Source organism: Paraclostridium bifermentans (assembly GCF_019916025.1).
Lineage (GTDB): Bacteria > Bacillota > Clostridia > Peptostreptococcales > Peptostreptococcaceae > Paraclostridium > Paraclostridium bifermentans.
In genome coordinates this window covers 1888322-1910974 of sequence record NZ_CP079737.1, presented here as the reverse complement: position 1 = coordinate 1910974, position 22653 = coordinate 1888322, and the positions used below count along the sequence as shown (strand labels likewise).

Sequence of the window (22653 nt, the reverse complement as noted above, 5' to 3'; positions counted from 1 at the left end):
ATAATCTTTAGAAAATTCAGAAAAAAGTTATTAGAAATGAAAAATATGAATATAGATTATTAAGTGAGTGAAAATTCACACGTTTTATTATATAGGGGGAGTAATATGTTAGAAAAAAAGGATGGTTTAAATCTAGAAGGTAAGGTAGCTGTTATATCTGGAGCAGCATCAGGAATAGGACTTGCTACATCTCAGTTATTATCAGCTTATGGAGCTAAGGTTATGATGCTTGATGTAAATGAAAATGGATTATATGAAGCACAAAAGATTAAAGATGCAGGTAGAGAAGCTATTTTTTACAAATGTAATGTAACTTCTCTTGAAAATTGTAAAGAAGTTATTTCACAAATAGAAAAAGATCACAAAAGAATAGATATACTATTTAACAATGCAGGAGTAACTGTAAGAAAAACAATTGAAGAATTAGAAGAAAAAGAGTGGGATTTTGTAATTAATGTAGGGCTTAAAGGTACATATCTCTTATCAAAATTTGCAATACCTGTAATGAGAAAAACTGGTGGTGGAAGTATAATAAACACTGGATCAGGATGGGGACTGAAAGGTGGAGACAAAGCTGCAGCATATTGTGCAGTTAAAGGTGGTATAGTCAATTTAACTCGTGCTATGGCAATAGACCATGGAAAAGATAATATAAGAGTCAATTCGATAAATCCGGGAGATACAGCAACAAATATGTTACAAGAAGAAGGAAAGCAATTGGGATTTGATAAAGATGAATTTTTCAAAGATTCTGCAGTTGGAAGACCAATAGAAAGAATTGGATTACCTGAAGATATAGCTAATTCGGTACTGTTTTTAGCTAGTGATTTATCAACATGGGTAACAGGAACTGCTTTAGTAGTAGACGGTGGAGGTATAGCTTAAGTTAATTTTAAAATTTATTAAAGGGGGAAAATAAATGGCTATAAAAGGATTAAACTCACATCCATATATACCGAATTCAATAAAAGAAGTGCAAAATGAAATGTTAAAAGAAATAGGTCTGAACTCATTAGAAGATTTACATGAAGAAGTACCACAAGAAATTAGATTAAAAAGATCTATGAATTTACCAAAGGCTATCCATTCAGAATATGAATTAAAATCTCATGTAGAAAATTTACTTAAAAAGAATATAACTTGTGAAGATAATATAAATTTCTTAGGATATGGTTGCTATCAACATTATGTACCAGCAGTATGTGATGAAGTGAGCACAAGAGCAGAGTTTTTAACTGCTTATGGTGGAGAGCCATACAATGACCATGGAAGGTTTCAATCTTTATTTGAATATGAAAGTTTAGTAGCTGAAATTGCTGATATGGATGTTGTAAGTGTGCCTACATTTGACTTAGCTCAAGCAGCTTCAACTGCTGTGAGAATGGCTTCTAGAATAACTGGTAGAAAAGAAGCATTAGTTCCAAAGACAATACATATGGAAAGATTCTTAATAATGAAAAACTATTGTAATCCACACGTAAGCTTTACTTTTGTAAATTACAATGAAGAAACAGGACTATTAGATGTAGACGATTTAAAAGCTAAAATGAATGAAAATGTATGTGCAGTTTATATAGAAAATCCATCAGCACTTGGATTTATAGAGACTCAAGGACAACAAATATCAGATATAGCTCATGAAAATGGAGCTATAAGTATAGTTGGAGTAGATCCTATATCACTAGGCGTGTTAACTCCTCCAAGTCAATATGGAGCTGATATAGTAGTTGGAGATGTTCAAACGTTAGGAAATCACATGAATTTTGGGGGAGGACAATCAGGATTTATAGCTACTAGAGACGAAGAAAAATTTGTTATGGAATATCCATCTAGATTATTTGGAATAGCACCAACGGATGTTGAAGGTGAGTATGGATTTGGAGATGTTGCGTATGATAGAACATCTTTTGGTAATTTAAGAGAGGATGGAAAAGAGTATGTTGGAACTCAATCGGCTCTCCTTGGAATTACAGCTGGAGTATATTTGTCATTAATGGGTCCTAATGGAATGTATGAAGTAGGTCAAACAATAATGCAAAATAGCCAATATGCAGCTAAGAGATTAAGTGAAGTAGATGGAGTTAAATTAAGATTCACATCACCATTTTTTAAAGAGTTTATACTAGATTTTAATTCTACAAATAAGACTGTAAAAAAAATAAATAAAGAATTACTTGAAAAAGGAATATTTGGAGGAAAAGATTTGAGTGAAGATTATTGTGATTTAGGGCAATGTGCACTATATTGTGTAACTGAAATTCACACTCAAGAAATGATAGATACGTTAGTTGAAGAATTAAAAGCGATATTAAACTAATTTAAAGAAAGGATGATTAGATTTGAAAAAAATAGATAGAAATTATAAAGTTAGAAATTTTCATCAAGCCAAGTGGGATGAACCGGTAATATTTGAATTATCACAAATTGGAGAAAGAGGAGTTATACCGCCAAGTGTAAATGAAGACGTGAAAGAGTTAGTAGGAGACGGGATAAATGTATTGCCAAAATCTATGATAAGAAAAAGTATAAACTTACCAGAAATATCTCAACACAGAGTTTTACGACATTACTTAAGGTTATCTCAACAAACATTAGGAGCTGATTTAAATATAGAGATAGGTCAAGGAACTTGTACCGTTAAATACAGTCCGAAAATAAATGAAAAGTTATCTAGGTTACCACAAATGAGTGAACTTCATCCATACCAAGATGAAAATACTACTCAAGGTATATTAGAAATAATGAATAAAACAGAAGAATATATGAAAGAAATATCAGGAATGGATAGATTCTCATTCCAACCAAGTGGAGGAAGTCAAGCTATAATGGCTATGGCATCTTTAGTAAAAGCTTATCATGATAAAAATGGAAACGGTGATGTTAAAGATGAAATAATAACTACAATATATTCACATCCATCGGATGCAGCAGCACCAGCATTAAAAGGATATAAAATCATAAAAATATTCCCAGATGAAAATGGATATCCAGACTATGAAGCTTTTAAATCAGCTGTAAATGAGAGAACGGCAGCATTTATAGTTGCAAATCCAGAAGATACAGGCGTATTTAATCCAAAAGTTAAAGAGTTTACTGATTTAGTTCATAGGTTTGGAGGGCTTTGCTGCTATGATCAAGCCAATGCAAATGGATTACTTGGAGTAACAAGAGCAAAAGAGGCAGGTTTTGATATGTGTTTCTTTAATATACACAAAACATTTTCTGCTCCTCATGGATGTGGAGGCCCAGCTTGCGGTGCATTAGGTGTTTTAGAACACATAGTACCGTTCTTACCAGCTCCACTAGTAGATTTTAACAGTGAAGAAAATAAATATTTCTTAAATTATAACTTAGAAGATAGTATAAAAGTAAGGATGTTTACAGGTGTACCACAAGTAATATTAAAAGCATATGCGTGGATTAGAAGTTTAGGAGCAGAAGGCTTATATGAAGTATCTAAAATAGCAGTTTTAAACAATAACTACTTATTTAAAAAATTAATGGAACATGAATCAATAAATGCTCCATATATAGAAGGCAAACAAAGAATAGAGCAGGTAAGATATTCGTTAGAAAAGTTAAAAGAAGATACAGGTGTAGGAACAGGTGATATACAAAGAAGAATGATGGATTTCGGTATGCATTACTGGACTAGTCATCACCCGTATTATATAGCAGAACCGTGTACACTAGAGCCAACAGAAACACCATCTAAAGAAGATTTAGATGAATATATTGCAACATTAAAATACGTTATAGATGAAGCCTATGAAGATCCATCTATAGCAATAAATTCGCCTTTTAGAAGTACTATACACAAAGTAGACGAATCGGAATTAGATGATAGTGATAAGTGGGCGATAACTTGGAGAGCATATCAAAAAAAGGCACATCACTAAACCTATAAATCAAAAACATTTCTAGTTAGATTAAGCAGTGGGTGATTAACTAATCATTCACTAGCTTTAATTTAATATAAACAAATTTGTATAATTTTACAAAAGAGGGGCGATTTCATTGATAAATATTGGTCTTATAGTAAATCCAATAGCAGGTATGGGAGGAACAGTTGGTCTTAAAGGAACTGATGGGGAGGACATACTAAGAGAAGCAATAAGGTTAGGATCAAAACCAAAATCACCAATAAAAGCGATAAAAGCACTTAAGGAATTAGATAGTATAAAAGATAATATAAAAATAATAACTGGACCAAAAGATATGGGAGAAAATGAAGCCAAATTACTAAATTTTAATGTAGAAGTAATTAATATAGATAATGGAAATAGTACGAGCAGTAAAGATACTATAAAACTAGCAAGGAACATGTTATATAAGAAAATCAGTATTTTAATATTTGTTGGAGGCGATGGAACAGCAAGAGATATATATAATGCTGTAGAAGATAAAGTCGTTACTATCGGTATTCCGGCAGGAGTTAAAATTCATTCACCTGTATACGCAATAAATCCTAAAAGTGGAGGTAAATTAGCACTTAAATTTTTAAATGGAAAAGTAAATAGTATAGAAAGAGAAGTGTTAGATTTAGATGAGGAAATGTACCGAGAAGGAAAAGTTAATACAAAACTGTATGGATACTTAAAAGTTCCTAGAGAAAAATCTTTTATGCAAAATAAGAAAGCTCCAACTCCATTAAGTGAAGAGTCATCACAAAAATCTATTGGACTGTTTATAGCTGATAACATGGAAACAGATATTACTTATATAATAGGACCAGGGACCACAACTAGAGCTGTACTAGATGCATTAAATCTAAAAAGTACTTTACTAGGTATAGATATTATAAAAAATAAAAAAGTTATAAAAAATGATGCTAATGAAAAAGACATACTTGAATGTATAAAATATAATAAAGCAAAACTCATAATAACACCAACAGGAGGACAAGGATACTTGTTAGGAAGAGGTAATCAGCAAATAAGTGATAGGGTAATTAAAAGTATAGGCAGAGAAAATATAATAGTGGTATCTACTTTGCACAAGTTACAAAACTTAAAATTTAAACCATTATATATAGATACCTCTAATGAAGAAGTCGATAATATGTTGAATGGATATCTGAGAATAGTAGTAGGATACAAAGAAGAGATAATGTATTCAGTAAGAAGTTAGCCTTTATAAACTAAACCATAGAAATACTTAATAAACACTAAAGATAGCAAATTTAAAAGCTATAAAATATTAGGAGGAGTGTTTATGGAAGCAAACTATGGATTGTGGGCATTACTTCCTGCAATAATAGCAATTTTTATGTGTTTTAAAACTAAACAAGTTATACCATCATTATTTGCAGGAGTTTTTGTAGCAGGAATTATAACCTCAAAAGGAAATTTATTTGCAGCAGCGTCATTTTCATTAGAGACAATAATAAGACAGTTAAGCGATTCAGATAATGCCAAATTAATATTATTTACAATGTTTATGGGAGTTGGAATATCTTTTATATGGAAAATGTCAGGTAGTAAGGCTCTTTCAATATGGGCAAGAAATAAAATTAAAAATAGAAAAGCAGTAGGAATAGGGGCATGGTTATTAGGCATGTGTATAAGTGTTAATGATTGTTTGATAGCTGCTATAGATGGAAATGTTTTTAGAGATATAGCTAAAGAACAAAGAATATCTTCAGAAAAATTCTCTTATATACTTGATTCAACAGCGGCACCATCAGCATCGCTTTTTATATCAGATTGGATAGCATTTCAAATCGGTATGATAAGTCAAGGATTGCTTGCAGCAGGTCTTATAAATATAAGTCCAATGTCAGCTTATATAAGTAGCATTCCTTATAATTTATATAGTATATTTACATTAGCATTTGTAGGTATGATAGTTATAACAGGTCTTGATTATGGACCAATGTTAAAAGCAGAGATGAGGGCTATAAAAACTGGAAAGTTTTGTAGTGATGAAGCTCAACCAATGCTTGATGTTGCAAATGAATTAGGGGAACCTAAGGATGTAAAACCAAGACTTATAACATTTATAGTTCCATTTATTGCAATGATTTTTACTACAATATTTGGCTTTATATATACAGGTAGAGAAGGCGTTGGATTTATGGGTATACTTGAAAATGCAGATGCAGTAACTTCGTTATTATGGGGCGCATTTGCAATGGCCATGAGCGGAGTAATACTATCTATAGGATATAAAATTATGACCTTTAAAGAAAGTATGGATACATTTATCGATGGGATGAAACTTATGACACTAACCGCAGCAATACTTTTAATGGCATGGTCATTAGGGCAAGTTACAAAGGATATGGGACTTGCAAATTTCTTGGTAGAGGTATTAGGAGAAAGTATACCAGCATGGATATTGCCAATAACTATTTTTGTATTAGGTATGGTGGTTTCTTTTGCAACAGGAACTTCTTGGGGTACTATGGCAATAGTGACTCCTATTGCTATCCCTTTAGTATATCAAGTAACAGGAGATGTTGGTCTTGCTATGGCAGTTCCAGGAATTGCTCTTTCTGGATCGGTATTTGGAGATCACTGTTCTCCTATATCAGACACTACTGTGATGGCCTCTATATTTGCAGGTGCAGATCATATAGATCATGTTAAAACACAGATACCATATGGTGCAACTGTAGCAAGTGTAGTATTTTTCATATTACTAATAGTAGGTTTATTTAAAATAAAACCTGTAATATTTATTCCACTGGGACTTATTATATTATTTACAATTGTATTTATTATGAATAAGATAAACAAAAAACAATTATCTAAGTCTAAATAATAAAAATAAAGCTAATTTTGATCAAGTAGCCTAAGTTAGTTATTAGTAGCTGCATTAGATTAAAATTAGCTTTTTTATGGTTAAGTATATTAATGTGCTAATTTTAAGTAATTAACTACAGGATTAAAGTGAAATTTTATTTAATAATAGTATTAAAATGAATTATAGAAAAAATTAAAGATAATAATAGAAGTACATGAATTAAAAAATATTTTTCAATTTTAAAAAATTAAAGAAAAATAAGAATATATTTAAATTAATGGTAAATGTTTACTATAAATTTATAGTGGTATAAGTTATAGTAAATTAAATTTAAAAGTTTGGAGGAGTTTTTTATGGAAGCAGACAAAATGACACAAAGAGTCCAAAAAAGCTTAAATGATGCTTTTAGTGAAGCTGTTAAAAATCATAACCAACAAGTAGATACAATACATTTACTTTATTCATTAATAGACCAAGAAGATGGATTAATACCTAGAATAATAGAAAAAATGGGTATATCTGTAGAAGGCCTAAAAGCAAGTGTGAAAACTGAACTTTTAAAACTACCTCAAATTCAAGGTGAGGCAGCTAGTTCACAAGGTGTAGTAGCTACAAGAAAGTTAAATGAAGTATTAATAAAATCAGAAGAAATTTCAAAAGAATTCAATGATTTGTATATAAGTGTTGAACATTTATTTTTAGCTATAATTGAATTGGAATCACGTTCAAATATAGGTAAAATATTTAAACAATACAACATAAATAAAAACAGCTTTTTAGAAGTATTATCAAAAGTTAGAGGAAATCAAAGAGTAGAAACCCAAGATCCAGAGGGTACATATGACGCATTAGCTAGATATGGTACAAACTTAATAAATTTAGCTAAGAAAAACAAGTTAGACCCAGTTATAGGTCGTGATGAAGAGATAAGAAGAGTTATAAGAATACTTTCAAGAAGAACAAAAAATAATCCTGTTTTAATAGGTGAGCCAGGTGTAGGGAAAACTGCTATAGTAGAAGGCTTAGCAGAAAGAATAGTCAGAGGAGATGTACCTGAAGGACTTAAAGATAAAATTATATTTGCGCTTGATATGGGATCATTAATAGCAGGTGCTAAATATAGAGGTGAATTTGAAGAAAGATTAAAAGCAGTGCTTAAAGAAGTTCAAGGTGCTGAAGGAAAAATAATTTTATTTATAGATGAGATACACACAATAGTAGGAGCAGGAAAAACAGATGGAGCTATGGATGCAGGAAACTTAATAAAACCAATGTTAGCTCGTGGAGAACTAAATTGTATAGGTGCTACTACTTTTGATGAATATAGACAGTATATAGAAAAAGATAAAGCATTAGAGAGAAGATTCCAACCAGTTATAGCGGATGAACCTAGTGTAGGTGATACAATTTCTATACTTCGTGGATTAAAAGAAAAATTTGAAATTCACCATGGTATTAGAATTCATGACTCTGCAATAGTTGCAGCAGCAAAATTATCAGATAGATATATACAAGATAGATATTTACCAGATAAAGCCATAGATTTAATAGACGAAGCAAGTGCTATGATTCGTAGTGAAATTGACTCACTACCAACTGAGTTAGATATAGTTAGAAGAAAAATATTTACATTAGAGACTGAAAGAGAAGCACTTCTTAAAGAAGAGGATGAAGCAAGTAAAAGAAGACTTGAAAAACTTCAAGATGAATTAGCTGAACTTAAGTCTAAAAATGATGATTTAACAGCTATATATGAAAAAGAGAAATCACATATAATGAATGTTAGAAACCTTAAGGCTAAACTTGATGAGGCTAGAGGTGATGTAGAAAGATATGAAAGAGAATATGATTTAAATAAAGCTGCAGAACTTAAATATGGTATAATTCCAAAGCTTGAAAATGAAATTAAAGAAGCAGAAGAAAAAATGGAAGATGATAATCAAACTTCTTTATTAAAAGAAGAGGTTACAGAAGAGGAAATTGCAGAAGTGATTTCTAAATGGACAAACATACCTATAACTAAGTTAGTTGAAAGTGAAAAAGAGAAATTACTAAGATTAGAAGAAGAGTTGAAAACTCGTGTTATAGGACAAGATGAAGCTGTAACAGCTGTAAGTAATGCTGTTATTCGTCATAGAGCAGGACTTAAAGATGAAAATAAACCAATAGGATCATTTATATTCTTAGGACCTACAGGAGTTGGTAAGACAGAACTTGCAAAAACTTTAGCTAGAAATTTATTTGATAGTGAAGAAAATATAATTAGAATTGATATGTCAGAATATATGGAAAAACATGCAGTATCAAGACTTATAGGACCTCCTCCAGGATATGTAGGATATGAGGAAGGTGGACAATTAACAGAAGCTGTAAGAAGAAATCCATATTCTGTATTATTATTTGATGAAATAGAAAAAGCACATGAAGATGTATTTAACTTATTCCTTCAAATATTAGATGATGGAAGACTTACTGATAATAAAGGTAAAACAGTAGATTTTAAAAATACAATAATAATAATGACTTCAAATATAGGTAGTTCATATCTATTAGAAGATTCAGGTGAAATAAAAGAGTCTACTAAAGAAATGGTAATGAATGAAATGAAGAGAAGATTCAAACCTGAGTTTTTAAATAGAGTTGATGATATTATAATGTTTAAACCTCTTGATAAAGAAGGCATTAGAAGAATTATAGACATATTCTTAGATGATTTAAGAAGACGATTAGTTGATAAGCATATAACTTTAAGTATGACTGATAGTGCTAAAGATGTATTGATAAAAGAAGGTTATGATCCTATTTATGGAGCTAGACCACTTAAGAGATATATTGGAAATGTATTAGAAACAAAAATAGCTAAAATGATGATAGCTGGTAAAGTTTATAATGGATGTCATATACTTATAGATGGAAATGATGACAATGTAGAAATAACAGTACAAGAAAGAGCGTAAGTTTCAAATTGGTTATGGAGGCAACTTATGATAAAAATTATGATGAAAGATGGAAGTGAATATGAAGCTGATTATTCAAACACTACTGAATTTATAGAAAAGTTTTTAAGTGATAAACTTGACAGCAATAGACTACTTCCTTGTAAATTAGTAAAGCTTAAAGATGGAGTTAATATAAACTTAAGTTCTATTTCTTCAATAGAAGATGAAGAATATATAAATGGAATTGATACTTTAATTCCATAACAAAAAAGGGTATAGATAATATACCCTTTTTTAGAATTCATATAAATCACTTACTAATTGAACTGGAATTTGAACTTGAGTAACGTACTCATCTTCTAAAGACGTTTCATAAATATCTATTTTATAAATTTCTATAGGATCTCCAAGAATAGTATAGTTATTAAACTCTATAAATTTAAATAGCATAGGGATTATTTTTGCTGTTTTTTTATAATCGCCTTTATATGTATAGGTTACATAATACCCCTCTTCTATTGTTAAATTAAAATTGGTAGCGTTATCATCAAGTAAACAAAATATAGATTTATAATTGTTAAAAATTCCATTTGAGACACTTTTTGTATCAAATACTGCTCCAAAATTACTATTTCCTAATACATAGAACTTATCATCGAACTTTTCATTTAACCTTTGAATTAAGTAATCTACATTTTCATCAAAGCTAACATTTGAATTAACTGTAATAGCTTTTCTTTCATTCATGTACAAAAGTTCAATTCTATTAAAATTTGTATGATCTATCGTATTATCAATAGAACTTAGCCTTTTATTTAAACTTTCTTTGTGGATAGTCAGTTCTTCTAGTTTTTGATCTATAAGCTTTATTTCTTCTTTTAACATTTTTTTAGTAGTTTTAACATTTCTATTTTCTAAGTACTCTTTTATCCTTTGCATAGAAAAATCAAGACTTCTAAGTTCTTTTATTAAATTTAAATTACATATATCTTTTATAGTGTACATTCTGTAAGAATTTGTATCTCTACCTGGATTTAAAAGACCTAACTTTTCATAATATTTAAGAGAATCTCTACCTAAATTATATATTTTTGACAATTCTCCAGTTTTATAATATTTTCTTTTCAAAAAAATCACCTCATTTTGAAATAAAATTGTTGACTTGAGTATTATACCATAGTTTATATTCAATTAGGTGGAGGGAGGTAATAATTATGAAAAATGTAAAAGATTTAAAAACTCAATTTAAACAATATGTAATACCATCAGTAGCATCTATGTGGGTATTTTCACTATATTCTATGGTAGATGGAGCTTTTGTCAGCAAAGGGGTTGGAAGTGAAGCCTTGGCAGCTGTTAATATATCAACACCATTTATAAATACTTTATTTGCTGTGTCAGTTTTATTATCAACTGGGGCATCAACTGTTGTATCAATGACCCTTGGTAAAGGTGATGATAAAAAAGCAAGCGAATATTTCACACTTAACACTGTAGTACTAGCTATTATATCTATATTTATTATTGTATTTAGTTTAGCTAACTTAGAAAAAATATCTATATTTTTAGGAGCGACAGAAAGTACATTACCTTTAGTTAAAGGATATTTAGGTAATATTATATTATTTGTTACTTTTTACTTAGTTTCTTATGGACTTGAGTTACTTATAAAGTGTGATGGATATCCTCATTTATCTACAATAGGAGTTATAATTTCAGCAATAACTAATATAGTTTTAGATTATATATTTGTACTTAAATGGGGATGGGGAGTTGAAGGTGCAGCTTTGGCAACTGGAATTGCTAGAGTATTTTCAGTGACATTTTTCTTAGCTCATTTTTTAAGAAGAAGAGGAAAACTAAGATTTTGCAAATTTAAATTGGATTTTAGCTTTATAAAAAGAATTGTTTTAATAGGTATTCCAGATTCTATGACAGAGGCAAGTTTAGCTGTAGTTATATTACTATTCAATCAAAGTATATTAATGCTAATAGGTGAAAATGCTTTAGTTAGTTATAGTGTAATTTGTTATGTAACAACTTTAGTTCTTACAACTATGCTAGGAATATCACAAGGATTACAACCAATATGTAGTTACTATTATGGTATGGAAGATAATAAATCAGTGCTGAGTCTTTTAAAAATGAGCTTAAGCTATATAACAAAAGCTTCAGTAATAGCATTTTTATTAGTTTTAATATTTGCAAATCAAATAGTATCTATATTTATTGATAAATCAGATATAACACTGTTTAATTATACTGTAAAAACTTTAAGAATATCTTCAGTAGCATATTTGATTATGGGATATAATGTAATAATATCAGGATTTTGTGTTTCAACAGGAAAAGCGATACATGCAAGTGTAATATCCTTAGGAAGAGGATTAGTAGTAATAACTTTAAGTTTAATATTGATGACGTCTATATTTGGAGGAACAGGTATATGGTTTACTACACTTGTATCTGAAGCAATAGTACTTGTAATTGCAAGAAAAATACTTCAAAAGAATAAATCAAAGATTCAAGAAAATCAAAGATATGAAGAAGTTGAGAGTTATGAAAATGCAAAAAATGCAGTTTAAATATAAAAAAACTACTAGATAGAGAGCTCTATCTAGTAGTTTTTTTTATATTTAATATATTTAAGTAGTCATTAACTGTATCTAATAAATACTTCCCTTTATAATAATCAATTTTTATTTCTTCAAAATCATTAACTTTTTTTACTTCTTTAGGTCGTTCTTCAAATACTCCTATAACATTAAAATTTTCATCTAAAAATGCAATTGTTGGACCTTTGAAACTTTCCTTTTCTATGTTTAAAGCTTCACTCATAAATTTTTTGCCTCTAGCCATAGTTATAACCGATATATCAAAATTATCATTAATATCAACAAATTTCTTTAAAACTGATACATTAAGTTGAAAATCTGGGCACCATATTTCCCCTGAAACAAGTATATTAACTTTGCTTGAATAGCTAGCTATTTTATTTATAGTATCTTCGTTTAAGTTGATTCTTGATGTGTTTTTGGGAATTCTAGATCTTTCAGATTTGGATCCTTTTCCAACACAGCTTTCAAAGCTTTCTCCAACTTCATATAATTCTTTTAGGTTCATCTCTATTGCCATAATATACCTCCAATATGTAAACTTTACTTATAAGTATTATATCTAAATAATTTAACATAGTAAATGGATATAGAATTTTAATAAAAAGTTGACGATTTTTGATAAATGGTTCAAAATATAATATAGAAATTATTAATGAAAGGAAATGTATTATGACAGAAAATCAAAGATCTACAAAAAATGAAAGCATTACTATGATGGTAATGACAGCAGCTGTTATGATGCTTAATATAATTGGGGTTATAATAGCATACGCTGCATGGAAAATATATGGGAAAGAATCTGAATTTGTAAAGAAGAATGGATTAAAACTTATTGATTTTTATATATCATTTGTAATATATGAATTTGCAATTTTATTATTAGTATGTATAGTAAAACAAGCGGCTTATTTAATACCTGCAATGTCTATTATTTACTTAATTACATTTATAATAGCAATTATACAATATTACAGACATAAAGAATTTAAATATCCTTTAAGTTTTAAAATAATAGAAAAGTTAAAAACAAAAAGTGTTGAAAATTTAAAGAAATAAAAAAGAATGCAAGTTAAATTGCATTCTTTTTTATTTCTTTAACGGATTATAGTATAAGCCATATAAGCTATATATATTACAATAAATATAAAACCATGTGTCTTATTCAAACAATTGTTTTTCTTCATAAATATGTAAAGTAAAACTGTTATTAAAGTCATAAATATAGTATCAATTAAAGCAAACATGCTAATAGCCATAGGGTGAATTACAGCAGCTAGACCTAAGACTAATAATATATTAAATATATTAGACCCTATTACATTACCTATTGCAATTTCTGTTTCCCCTTTTCTAACAGCTATAACAGATGTTACAAATTCTGGTAATGATGTACCCATAGCAACAATAGTAAGACCAACTAAGTTTGCACTCATACCAAATGCAGTTGCAATTTTAGTTGCAGAATCTACGACTAAATCACCACCCCATACGATACCAACGATACCAATTAAACAAATTACTATAGTTTTAGGTAAAGATGAAACTTCAGATTCAGTCACCTCTACAGCTTCTATAGCTATAGCACTTTCACCAGCCGATATATCTGAGTTTTTTTGACCTAGATTTGATTTAATCATATTTACTAAGAAAAATACAAATAATAACAATAAAACTAAACCATCAAATCTACTTATCTTAAAATTAAGACCTAAAATAATAAGCAATGCACTTATAAATACTAAAAAAGGTGTGTCTTTTTTTATTGTATTTTTTTCAACAGGTAATTTTGCAATTATAGCAGATACACCTAAAACAATAAGTATATTAAAAAAGTTAGATCCAACAACATTAGCTATACTCATATCGTTTTGACCTGCAAGAGAAGATGATATACTTACGGCAGCCTCAGGAGCACTTGTACCCATAGCAACGATAGTAAGACCTATAAGCATAGGAGGAACATTAAACCTCTTAGCTACAGAAGATGCACCTTCTACAAAAACATCAGCTCCTTTTATAAGAAGTGCAAATCCTATTATTAAAATTAAAAATGACATAAAAAACCTCCTTTTGAAACTAAATTATCATAAGAAATAGTATATCATACCAAATATAAATATAAAATACTTGCACAAATTATATATTAAAACTTAGCAACTTTTGAAATGTACAAGAATATAATATAAAAAAAGATAAAAAGGAGAATTGCGATGGTAACCCTTGGATGTATTCTAATAGGATTAGGGCTAGGACTGACTTTAGGAAATATGCAAGAAACCATAATATTATCAGTGGTAGGTTTAATAGTAGGAGCTTTCTTATATACTAGAATGGCGGTTTATATACCTTTAAAGTTCAATAAATTTGCTAAAATTGCTATATATATCACAACAGGAGCATTAATAGGAGTTTTAGTAGGAATTATAACAGGTCATATACCAGGAGCAATAATGATAGGAGTAGGAACTAGTTTTGTTGCTATAGACATGATGAGTTACAGAAGATATAGAAGAGGTCTTAGAGAAAATAACCATAGTTGATTTTAAAGGTATACCAAAATAATTTTTACGTAAATATTATGTATTAAGTTATTTTGGTATATCTATTTTTTTGTAATAATTAAATTTTAAATATAAATTTAATGCTACGAGTACATAAACAAAAAATATTGATATAATATTTATTATAATTTGAATTTAGTATTGGGGGGATGTTATGGAGGAATGTAACAAACTTAGTCAAAGGGAAATCAGAAAAGCTATACAAATAATGGTTTTACCGATTGTTTTAGAAAGTATTTTGCAAATGACAGCTGGTTTTTGCTTAACAGGAATGATGGGGAGATTAGATCCGGTATCTATAAGTGCCTTTAGTTTAAGTAATAGAATAATAAATATAACATGGGCAATTTTAAGAGGAATAACAATGGGAAGTGCAGTGTTTGTAGCACAAGCATATGGATCAAAAAACACAAAAGAAATAAAATATATAATAAAACAAACAATTATAGGTCTTAGCATTTTAATTATTATAATTCAACAATTCATATTTTTTAATACGGAGTTTGTATTATCTATATTCAATCCAAGCAGTGATCTTATGCATATAGCATCTAAGTGTCTTAAAACATCATCATGGTCATTATATTTTATGAGTATAATGCTTATATGCACATCTAGTTTGCAATCAATGAATAAAGCAAGAATATCTATGCAAATAGCTATGTCTATGAATATTACTAGTATATTTATAGGATATTTATTTATATTTGGAAACTTTAATATGCCAAGTTTAGGGGTTCAAGGTGCTGCTATAGGGACTTTTAGTGGTTATTTCCTAGCATGTTTTTATGGGGCATATTTAATGTTCAACAGAAAAAATGGATATGTATATTTTGGAGAAAAAGTAGAGAAGATTAAGTTTGATATAAAATTATTTATAAAAGGTCTTAAGCCAGATTTAGAGCAAATAAAAAATGTATATAGGATAGGAATACCTATATCATTAGAAAATTCATTTTGGCAATTATCTACTATTATTTTAACAAGAGCTATATTAAATTATGGAGAAGTTACACTTGCAGCTTACCAATTAGGGCTTCAAGCTGAATCTATATCTTTTATGCCATCAAATGCATTTGCAATTGCAGCTACTGCTTTTGTAGGGCAGTGTGTGGGAGCTAAAAATGAAGAATTAGGGAAAAAATATATGAAAGAACTTTTTAAATCAACCATAATTATAACAATTGTAACATCAATACCTTTGATATTTTTCCCTGAGCAACTAATGTTAGTACTAACAAATGATACACAACTTATAAATATAGCATCTAAATATTTAATAGTTATGGGGCTTATACAGTTAGCTGGAAATTTGGGAGGAGTAATAAATGGAGCATTAAGAGGATCTGGATTTACAAAATTACCTATGACTATATCGGGCATAGGTATATGGGGAATAAGAGTTCCACTTACAGTTATAATTGTATATTTTACAAATTTAGATATTGAGTGTGTATGGATAGCAATGGGATTAGATGTTTGTATCAGATGGATTATAGGATATTTTATTTATAGAAAACGAGATTTGTATGGAACAAAAGATAATTTAGCAGAAATTTTATAATACGAATATAAATATAAAAACTTATAAATAATAATATAAAAACTAGCTAAAGAAGAAAGGAACTAAAAAATGAATACTGCAATAATAATATCTAATCCCGATAAAAACTCATTCAACAAAAACATAATGGATAATGTAATTAAAGGCATTGAAAAATGCGGTAAAAATTATAGTATAATTGATTTATATGAAGATAAATTTAACCCTGTAATGACAGCCGAGGAAGTTAAATTGTATACAAAAGGTGAGTCTGATGATAAATTAGTTAAAAAATATCAAAATACTTTAAAAGAAAGTGATGAAATAGTATTTATATTCCCAATATGGTGGAATAATGTACCAGCAATGCTTAAAGGGTTTTTTGACAAAGTATTTATAAAAGAATTTGCCTTTGAAGAAGAAAACAATAGACCTAAGGGAAAATTGAATCATATAAAAAAAGGTATGATTATAACTACATCTGAAAGTGATACAGAATATATTAAAAATGAACTAGGAAACCCTATAGAAAACACAATAATAAAATCAACATTAAACATTTGTGGAATTGAAAATATTAAATGGATTAATAATAATTTAGCAAATGACAATAAGTGTGACAAAGATGAGTTTTTAAAAAATATAGAAGTTTATTTTTCTTAGTATAAAAGACAACTACTTGTTAGTAGTTGTCTTTTGCTTATATAGTTTAATTTTTGATATAACTTGGAATATTAACATCCTACATAAAGTATATTTAAAAAGAGGTGATAAAAAATGGAACGTAATATTATGAAAAATTTGATGCGAAATTATTTTAAATATATAGGGATTTCTAATGTGATTTTTTATGCTTTACACTTTTTCTATTCAAACAAATTGAATTTAAGTGTAAGAAATATTATATTTATAATAATATCATCTGTAGCAATGGTAATTATCCCTGTGTTGTATCTTGTGATTATGAGTAAAAAAGAGAAATTTAAAAATGTACATATGTATTTAAATATTTTAATTGTAACTACTTGTTTTGATATATTACTGTTAAGCATAGATTCTAGCTTTGGTGTTCTTTACTTAATTAAATCGATAGGAATATCAATATGTGTATTTACGCCTATAAGGTTATTTATATCTATAGTTATTGCTTTTACTATGAATATAATACATCAGTTTAAATTTAAAGGTGTTTCCAACTAAAAAAAGGCAGATTAAAAGTTACTTTTAATCTGCCTTTTTTATATGAATTTTATTTATCTAATATATCTATTTTAGGAGATCTATTTTTTGATCTTTCGAATAAATTCAATATATTATCAAGTTCTAATTTTAATTTATCTAAATCCATTTTATCTATATTGTAATTTAAAAAAAGTTCTTCTATGTCAAAACTTATTGTATTTAGCTCATCTGTAATCTTTAAAAATAGATCAAAATTATTACTTTTTTTAGCATTCATGAATTTTTTTATATCTTTTTCTATAAAAGAAACTATTTCATACTCTTTATCAAAGACACCTTCTGGAATAGGGTAAGGTTTTATTCTTTGAAGATAGTATTTATTTTTAGAATTTATATTGTATGTGTATGAAACTTTTAAATTATTATCAATTTCAAATTCTATAAAATATAATATACCATGAATTTTTTTTATATCTGTTGCACCTATATATCTAAGTCGAGCTTCTATAGTGTCTCCATAAGCATTATCCAAAATATTCATTAGTGTTCCTCCTAAAATTTATTTAAAATCGGATTAGTAAATAAATAGTTGAGATTAGTATTGAAAAAATCATAAGTGGAAATCCTATTTTAAAATAGTGTTTAAAACTTATAGGGTATCCATTTTTCTGACCTACATTTGCAAGAACTATATTAGCAGAAGCTCCTATTAATGTACCATTACCACCTAGGCAAGCTCCTAGAGAAGTTGCCCACCATATTGGCATTACATCTATACCTTGGCCTTGCATAGTTAGTATAAGTGGAATCAAAGTAGCTACAAAAGGTATATTATCTAAGAATGATGAAATTATAGCTGATAGCCAAAGTATAACTAGCATTGTAAGAACTAAGTGCCCACTTGTTGCACTTATTAAATATTCAGCAATGCTATTTATTATTCCAACTTCAACAAGACCCCCAACTATTACAAATAATCCTCCAAAAAATGCGATAGTTGACCACTCAACACTGGAAAGTATTTCATCAACATCTTGTTTGCCTATAAACATCATTATAGTAGCTCCTGTCAAGGCGACTATACTAGATTCAAGATTTAAAACATTGTGCAAAATAAATCCAAGCAAAATAAATATAATCATAATAATACTCTTTATAAGCAGTGGCTTATCTTTAATTGCTTTTTTTTCATCTAAATTTAAAATTTTTTCTTTTGCTTTATCATCTACAAAAAGCTGTTTTTTGAACATAAATTTAAAACACAAGATAGTTAAAAATAAAATGATTAGAACTATAGGACCTAAGTTTATTATAAAGTCTGCAAAACTTAGATTTGCTGCACTACCTATCATTATATTAGGTGGATCTCCTATTAGGGTTGCAGTCCCTCCTATATTAGATGCTAGAATTTGGGTTATTAAAAATGGAGTTGGATTTATATTTAGAATTTGAGTTATAACTATGGTCATTGGACCTATTAACAATACGGTGGTAACATTATCTAAAACAGCTGATAAAACAGCAGTTAATATTATAAAACATAGCATGATTTTCCAAGGATCTCCCTTTGATTTTTTAGCTGAAAATATAGCTATGTATTCAAATACACCTGAATTTTTGACAACAGAAACAAATAGCATCATGCCTATTAAAACCCCAATTGTATTAAAATCGATATGATGCAGGCCTTGCTCAACTGACAATATGTTAAATATAATCATAAGTAAAGCTCCGGCCATAGCTGCAATAGCTCTATTTACTTTTTCTGAAATAATAGCTAGCATAACCACTAAAAATATGATGATAGCTATTACTTGTTTAATAAGCACTAATATCGCCCCCTTATAATAATAAATATATTAAAACCTATAAGTAGAGTATAGTTGAAAAAACTTAAATGTGTTAAAAAAAAGGAAAGTTCTTTTAAAACAAAGAAAATAGTAAGTTTTCTAAATATTATTAAGTGCTTTTAATTTAAAATTAAAAGTTTAATTAATAAAATTAAGTAATGTTTTGAATTTAACATAAGAATATTAAAAATTAGTATATATGTTAATTTAAAGCTGATTTTGAAATAATATTACATAAAATTAAAGTTTAAATAAAATAAAATTGTTGACAATTATAAATTAGGTATGTAAAATTACATATAAATAAATTGAATACGAATTGTAGAGGTCGCAATAATAATCAGTACCAATAATGAGTTAAGCAACGAAGACTTATTGGAAAAGGGATTATTGCCGAAGGATGTAGCTGATGCTTTAAGGCTATGTACCTGGGGATGTATATAATATATGCATAACTGTCACAATATTAAATTGTGTTGAGCTACATTTAAGGAATAGATGCTATATATTTTTAGCTAAATTTAATCCCCCTTAAGTGAAACTTAAGGGGGATTTTTGTTTATAAAAAATGATTAATACAAAAACAGGAGGGCTTAAGATATGAGATTACAAGGTACTATGTCGGTAAAAGGAAATGAATTATATATAGGTGGAGTTGGATGTAAAGAACTTAGAGAAAAATACAAAACACCACTTTATGTACTTGATGAGGAATTAGTCAGAAGCAATTGTAAAGAATATATAAAACATTTCAAGGTTCATGAAAATAAAAACAGAGTTGCATATGCAGGTAAAGCATTTTTACCAATTTATATGTGCAAATTAATAGATGAAGAAGGTCTATATCTTGACGTAGTATCAGGTGGTGAACTTTTCACAGCATACAAATCAGGCTTTCCTATGGAAAAAGTATTATTTCATGGAAATAACAAAACAATAGATGAAATTGAAATGGGAGTAAATCTTGGAGTTGGAAGATTTGTTGTAGATAATTACTATGAACTAGAATTATTACAAAAAATATGCAATGAAAAAAGTAAAATTCAATCTATATATTTTAGAATAACACCAGGAATAGAAGCACATACTCACGATTATATAAAAACAGGACAAATTGATTCAAAATTTGGATTTGCATTATCAAATGGAGATTTACAAGATGCATTAGAAAATATTAAAAAATATGAAAATATAAGCCTAGTAGGATTACATGCTCACATAGGATCTCAAATTTTTGACGTAGAACCATATTTAGATGAAGTTGAAATAATGATGAATCTAGTAAAAGAAATAAAACAACAACATAACATAAACATAGAGGAAGTTGATTTAGGAGGAGGGGTAGGTGTTTATTATACAGAGAGTGATGAACCTAAAACAATAAAAGAGTTTTGCAGCTCAATAATACAAAAAGTTGAGGATGTATGTAAAGATATAAATATAAGTACTCCAATATTAATAATAGAGCCAGGAAGATCCATAGTTGCAAATGCAGGAAGCACAATATACACAGTGGGATCTATAAAGGATATAAAAGATGTAAGAACATATGTAAGTGTTGACGGTGGAATGACAGATAATATAAGACCCTCATTATATCAGGCAGGGTACGAATGTTCAATTGCCAACAAAATGGGTATAGATAAAAATAATAAAGTTACAATAGCTGGTAAATGTTGCGAAAGTGGTGATATACTAATAACAGATGTTGATGTTATGGATATAGAAAGTGGAGATATATTAATAATGTCATCAACTGGAGCGTATGGATATTCAATGTCATCAAACTACAATAAAATAATAAAGCCTGCAGTAGTATCTGTTAAAGATGGCAAAAGTAAATTAATATGCAAAAGAGAAAGCTTTGAAGATCTTTTAAGATTAGAAATCGCTGACTAAAGGTAAAAAATTAAATAAGACACAAAGGAGAAAATAATGAAGTCATTTTGGAAGAATTACAAATCATCAATAATTTTAATTTTAGCAATTATATTAGGGGGAATCGTCGGAGCTATAATGGGCGCTAAGGCAGCCATATTTAAGCCAGTAGGAGACTTATTTTTAAATTTATTATTCATGACATTAGTACCATTAGTATTTTTTAGTGTAACTTCAGCAATTTCTAATATGGGAGAAATGAAAAGATTAGGAAAAATATTAAAAAATATAGTTTTAGTATTCGCAATGACTGCTATAATATCATCTATTATAGGGATAATTGGAGTTATAATTATCAACCCAACAAAAGGATTAAATCCAGATATGTTTGCAAATTTAATGCAAAGTTCGGTAGAAAAAGTAGATACAGAAAAAGTTGGATTATTACAGCAACTTGTAAACACAGTTACAGTAAGTGATTTTAAAGATTTACTATCAAAAGCAAATATGCTACAACTTATTATATTCTCAATTTTAGTAGGTATAGCAACAGCTATGGCAGGAGAGATTGCAAAACCTATAGCTACTTTCACTCAAGCAGGTGCTGCAGTTATGATGAAATTAGTAAACTTAATAATGAAGTTAGCACCTATAGGATTAGGATGTTATTTTGCAAGTGTAATAGGAGAATTAGGACCACAAATATTATCAGGATATGCTAAAGTCTTTGTATTATATATAATTCTAGCAGCTATATGCTATGCAGGTATATTCACATTATATGCTTATATAGCTGGAGGTAAACAGGGAGTTGAAGTATTTTGGAAAAATGCTATAGCACCTACAGTTACGGCTTTAGCAACTTGCTCTAGTGCAGCATCAATACCGGTTAATTTAGATGCTAGTAAAAAAATGGGAGTACCAAATGATATAGCAGAAACTGTAATACCTCTGGGTGCAAACATACACAAAGATGGATCTGTAATAGGTGGAGTTTTAAAAATAACTTTCTTATTTGGATTATTTGGAAGGGATATAACTAGTATATCTGCAATAATTTCTATAGTATCAGTATCTTTCTTAGTTGGAGCAGTTATGGGTGCAATTCCAGGAGGAGGTATGATGGGAGAAATGCTAATATTAAGTGTATATGGATTCTCTCCAGAGGTTCTTCCTATAATAGCAGTAATTAGTACTATAATAGATGCACCAGCTACAGTTTTAAACTCAACTGGTAACACGGTATGTTCTATGATGGTCGCTAGACTCGTAGAAGGAAAAGAGTGGATGAAAACAAAGTTAAGTTAAAATAAAAATTTACTTATATTTAAAGCC

At 28.7% G+C, this 22653-nt stretch carries 20 protein-coding genes and 1 riboswitch; of the genes, 15 read left to right on the top strand and 5 right to left on the bottom strand.

What is annotated here, in order from left to right:
- Positions 1-105: 105 nt before the first annotated feature.
- The 7 genes from KXZ80_RS09270 (at position 106) to KXZ80_RS09240 (ending at position 9950) form a co-directional block, all read left to right on the top strand.
- Positions 106-885, top strand: a complete 780-nt coding sequence (locus KXZ80_RS09270; protein ID WP_021433197.1) for an SDR family NAD(P)-dependent oxidoreductase — start codon at positions 106-108, stop codon at positions 883-885.
- 34 nt (positions 886-919) lie between these two features.
- The gene (gene gcvPA / locus KXZ80_RS09265; protein WP_021433196.1) at positions 920-2317 is read left to right on the top strand and encodes an aminomethyl-transferring glycine dehydrogenase subunit GcvPA; all 1398 of its coding nucleotides are present in this window, start codon (positions 920-922) and stop codon (positions 2315-2317) included.
- A 22-nt stretch (positions 2318-2339) separates the two neighbouring features.
- Positions 2340-3899, top strand: a complete 1560-nt coding sequence (gene gcvPB / locus KXZ80_RS09260; protein WP_021433195.1) for an aminomethyl-transferring glycine dehydrogenase subunit GcvPB — start codon at positions 2340-2342, stop codon at positions 3897-3899.
- 118 nt (positions 3900-4017) lie between these two features.
- Positions 4018-5130, top strand: coding sequence for an ATP-NAD kinase family protein (locus tag KXZ80_RS09255; RefSeq protein ID WP_021433194.1), 1113 nt, complete (start codon positions 4018-4020; stop codon positions 5128-5130).
- A gap of 84 nt (positions 5131-5214) precedes the next feature.
- Complete coding sequence (locus KXZ80_RS09250; protein WP_021433193.1) at positions 5215-6765, top strand: Na+/H+ antiporter NhaC family protein; 1551 nt, start codon at positions 5215-5217, stop codon at positions 6763-6765.
- Between the two features lie 335 nt (positions 6766-7100).
- Positions 7101-9704, top strand: a complete 2604-nt coding sequence (gene clpB, locus KXZ80_RS09245) for an ATP-dependent chaperone ClpB (RefSeq protein ID WP_021433192.1) — start codon at positions 7101-7103, stop codon at positions 9702-9704.
- Positions 9705-9731: 27 nt separating this feature from the next.
- Positions 9732-9950 carry a hypothetical protein gene (locus tag KXZ80_RS09240; RefSeq protein WP_021433191.1) on the top strand — a complete coding sequence of 73 codons (219 nt, stop codon included), beginning with the start codon at positions 9732-9734 and terminating at the stop codon, positions 9948-9950.
- A 30-nt stretch (positions 9951-9980) separates the two neighbouring features.
- On the opposite strand, the gene KXZ80_RS09235 is transcribed toward KXZ80_RS09240, so the two are convergent.
- Entirely contained in the window at positions 9981-10814 is an 834-nt protein-coding gene (locus KXZ80_RS09235) for a MerR family transcriptional regulator (protein ID WP_021433190.1), read from the bottom strand.
- Between the two features lie 86 nt (positions 10815-10900).
- On the opposite strand from KXZ80_RS09235, the gene KXZ80_RS09230 reads away from it, so the two are divergent.
- On the top strand, positions 10901-12271 hold the full coding sequence (locus tag KXZ80_RS09230) for an MATE family efflux transporter (RefSeq protein WP_021433189.1): 1371 nt from the start codon (positions 10901-10903) through the stop codon (positions 12269-12271).
- Between the two features lie 28 nt (positions 12272-12299).
- Here the strand turns inward: KXZ80_RS09230 and KXZ80_RS09225 are convergent, their stop codons facing one another.
- On the bottom strand, positions 12300-12821 hold the full coding sequence (locus KXZ80_RS09225) for a thioredoxin family protein (RefSeq protein ID WP_021433188.1): 522 nt from the start codon (positions 12819-12821) through the stop codon (positions 12300-12302).
- A 152-nt stretch (positions 12822-12973) separates the two neighbouring features.
- Here KXZ80_RS09225 and KXZ80_RS09220 point away from each other — a divergent pair, with 152 nt between their 5' ends.
- Positions 12974-13360, top strand: coding sequence for a DUF4870 domain-containing protein (locus KXZ80_RS09220; protein WP_021430767.1), 387 nt, complete (start codon positions 12974-12976; stop codon positions 13358-13360).
- A 38-nt stretch (positions 13361-13398) separates the two neighbouring features.
- Here KXZ80_RS09220 and KXZ80_RS09215 read toward each other — a convergent pair whose 3' ends face one another.
- Positions 13399-14361 carry a calcium/sodium antiporter gene (locus KXZ80_RS09215; RefSeq protein WP_021433187.1) on the bottom strand — a complete coding sequence of 321 codons (963 nt, stop codon included), beginning with the start codon at positions 14359-14361 and terminating at the stop codon, positions 13399-13401.
- A 153-nt stretch (positions 14362-14514) separates the two neighbouring features.
- Here KXZ80_RS09215 and KXZ80_RS09210 point away from each other — a divergent pair, with 153 nt between their 5' ends.
- The 4 genes from KXZ80_RS09210 to KXZ80_RS09195 all read left to right on the top strand — a co-directional run bounded on the left by KXZ80_RS09210 (position 14515) and on the right by KXZ80_RS09195 (position 17608).
- A complete protein-coding gene (locus KXZ80_RS09210) occupies positions 14515-14844 on the top strand; it encodes a hypothetical protein (RefSeq protein WP_021433186.1) in 330 nt (109 codons plus the stop codon).
- A gap of 175 nt (positions 14845-15019) precedes the next feature.
- The gene (locus tag KXZ80_RS09205; RefSeq protein ID WP_021433185.1) at positions 15020-16429 is read left to right on the top strand and encodes an MATE family efflux transporter; all 1410 of its coding nucleotides are present in this window, start codon (positions 15020-15022) and stop codon (positions 16427-16429) included.
- Between the two features lie 69 nt (positions 16430-16498).
- Positions 16499-17071, top strand: a complete 573-nt coding sequence (locus KXZ80_RS09200; RefSeq protein WP_021433184.1) for an NAD(P)H-dependent oxidoreductase — start codon at positions 16499-16501, stop codon at positions 17069-17071.
- A gap of 114 nt (positions 17072-17185) precedes the next feature.
- Positions 17186-17608 (top strand): hypothetical protein, encoded by a 423-nt coding sequence (locus tag KXZ80_RS09195; RefSeq protein ID WP_021433183.1) that lies wholly within the window; start codon positions 17186-17188, stop codon positions 17606-17608.
- A gap of 49 nt (positions 17609-17657) precedes the next feature.
- On the opposite strand, the gene KXZ80_RS09190 is transcribed toward KXZ80_RS09195, so the two are convergent.
- Together KXZ80_RS09190 and KXZ80_RS09185 are read right to left on the bottom strand one after the other, a co-directional pair.
- Positions 17658-18131, bottom strand: a complete 474-nt coding sequence (locus KXZ80_RS09190) for a hypothetical protein (protein WP_021433182.1) — start codon at positions 18129-18131, stop codon at positions 17658-17660.
- Between the two features lie 22 nt (positions 18132-18153).
- Entirely contained in the window at positions 18154-19419 is a 1266-nt protein-coding gene (locus KXZ80_RS09185) for an ArsB/NhaD family transporter (RefSeq protein ID WP_021433181.1), read from the bottom strand.
- Between the two features lie 335 nt (positions 19420-19754).
- A riboswitch (Lysine riboswitch) is annotated at positions 19755-19932 on the top strand.
- 108 nt (positions 19933-20040) lie between these two features.
- On the opposite strand from KXZ80_RS09185, the gene lysA reads away from it, so the two are divergent.
- Both lysA and KXZ80_RS09175 read left to right on the top strand, forming a co-directional pair.
- A complete protein-coding gene (lysA, locus tag KXZ80_RS09180) occupies positions 20041-21339 on the top strand; it encodes a diaminopimelate decarboxylase (RefSeq protein WP_021433180.1) in 1299 nt (432 codons plus the stop codon).
- A gap of 36 nt (positions 21340-21375) precedes the next feature.
- Complete coding sequence (locus KXZ80_RS09175) at positions 21376-22626, top strand: dicarboxylate/amino acid:cation symporter (protein WP_021433179.1); 1251 nt, start codon at positions 21376-21378, stop codon at positions 22624-22626.
- Positions 22627-22653: the final 27 nt, after the last annotated feature.

Bases quoted from the DNA above. Each gene is read 5' to 3' on its own strand.
- KXZ80_RS09215 (WP_021433187.1), bottom strand. From the start codon at position 14,361: ATGTCATTTTTAATTTTAATAATAGGATTTGCACTTCTTATAAAAGGA.
- gcvPA (WP_021433196.1), top strand. From the start codon at position 920: ATGGCTATAAAAGGATTAAACTCACATCCATATATACCGAATTCAATA.
- KXZ80_RS09205 (WP_021433185.1), top strand. From the start codon at position 15,020: ATGGAGGAATGTAACAAACTTAGTCAAAGGGAAATCAGAAAAGCTATA.
- KXZ80_RS09195 (WP_021433183.1), top strand. From the start codon at position 17,186: ATGGAACGTAATATTATGAAAAATTTGATGCGAAATTATTTTAAATAT.
- KXZ80_RS09240 (WP_021433191.1), top strand. From the start codon at position 9,732: ATGATAAAAATTATGATGAAAGATGGAAGTGAATATGAAGCTGATTAT.
- clpB (WP_021433192.1), top strand. From the start codon at position 7,101: ATGGAAGCAGACAAAATGACACAAAGAGTCCAAAAAAGCTTAAATGAT.
- KXZ80_RS09225 (WP_021433188.1), bottom strand. From the start codon at position 12,821: ATGGCAATAGAGATGAACCTAAAAGAATTATATGAAGTTGGAGAAAGC.
- KXZ80_RS09175 (WP_021433179.1), top strand. From the start codon at position 21,376: ATGAAGTCATTTTGGAAGAATTACAAATCATCAATAATTTTAATTTTA.
- KXZ80_RS09250 (WP_021433193.1), top strand. From the start codon at position 5,215: ATGGAAGCAAACTATGGATTGTGGGCATTACTTCCTGCAATAATAGCA.
- lysA (WP_021433180.1), top strand. From the start codon at position 20,041: ATGAGATTACAAGGTACTATGTCGGTAAAAGGAAATGAATTATATATA.
- KXZ80_RS09270 (WP_021433197.1), top strand. From the start codon at position 106: ATGTTAGAAAAAAAGGATGGTTTAAATCTAGAAGGTAAGGTAGCTGTT.
- KXZ80_RS09230 (WP_021433189.1), top strand. From the start codon at position 10,901: ATGAAAAATGTAAAAGATTTAAAAACTCAATTTAAACAATATGTAATA.
- KXZ80_RS09200 (WP_021433184.1), top strand. From the start codon at position 16,499: ATGAATACTGCAATAATAATATCTAATCCCGATAAAAACTCATTCAAC.
- KXZ80_RS09210 (WP_021433186.1), top strand. From the start codon at position 14,515: ATGGTAACCCTTGGATGTATTCTAATAGGATTAGGGCTAGGACTGACT.
- KXZ80_RS09220 (WP_021430767.1), top strand. From the start codon at position 12,974: ATGACAGAAAATCAAAGATCTACAAAAAATGAAAGCATTACTATGATG.
- KXZ80_RS09190 (WP_021433182.1), bottom strand. From the start codon at position 18,131: ATGAATATTTTGGATAATGCTTATGGAGACACTATAGAAGCTCGACTT.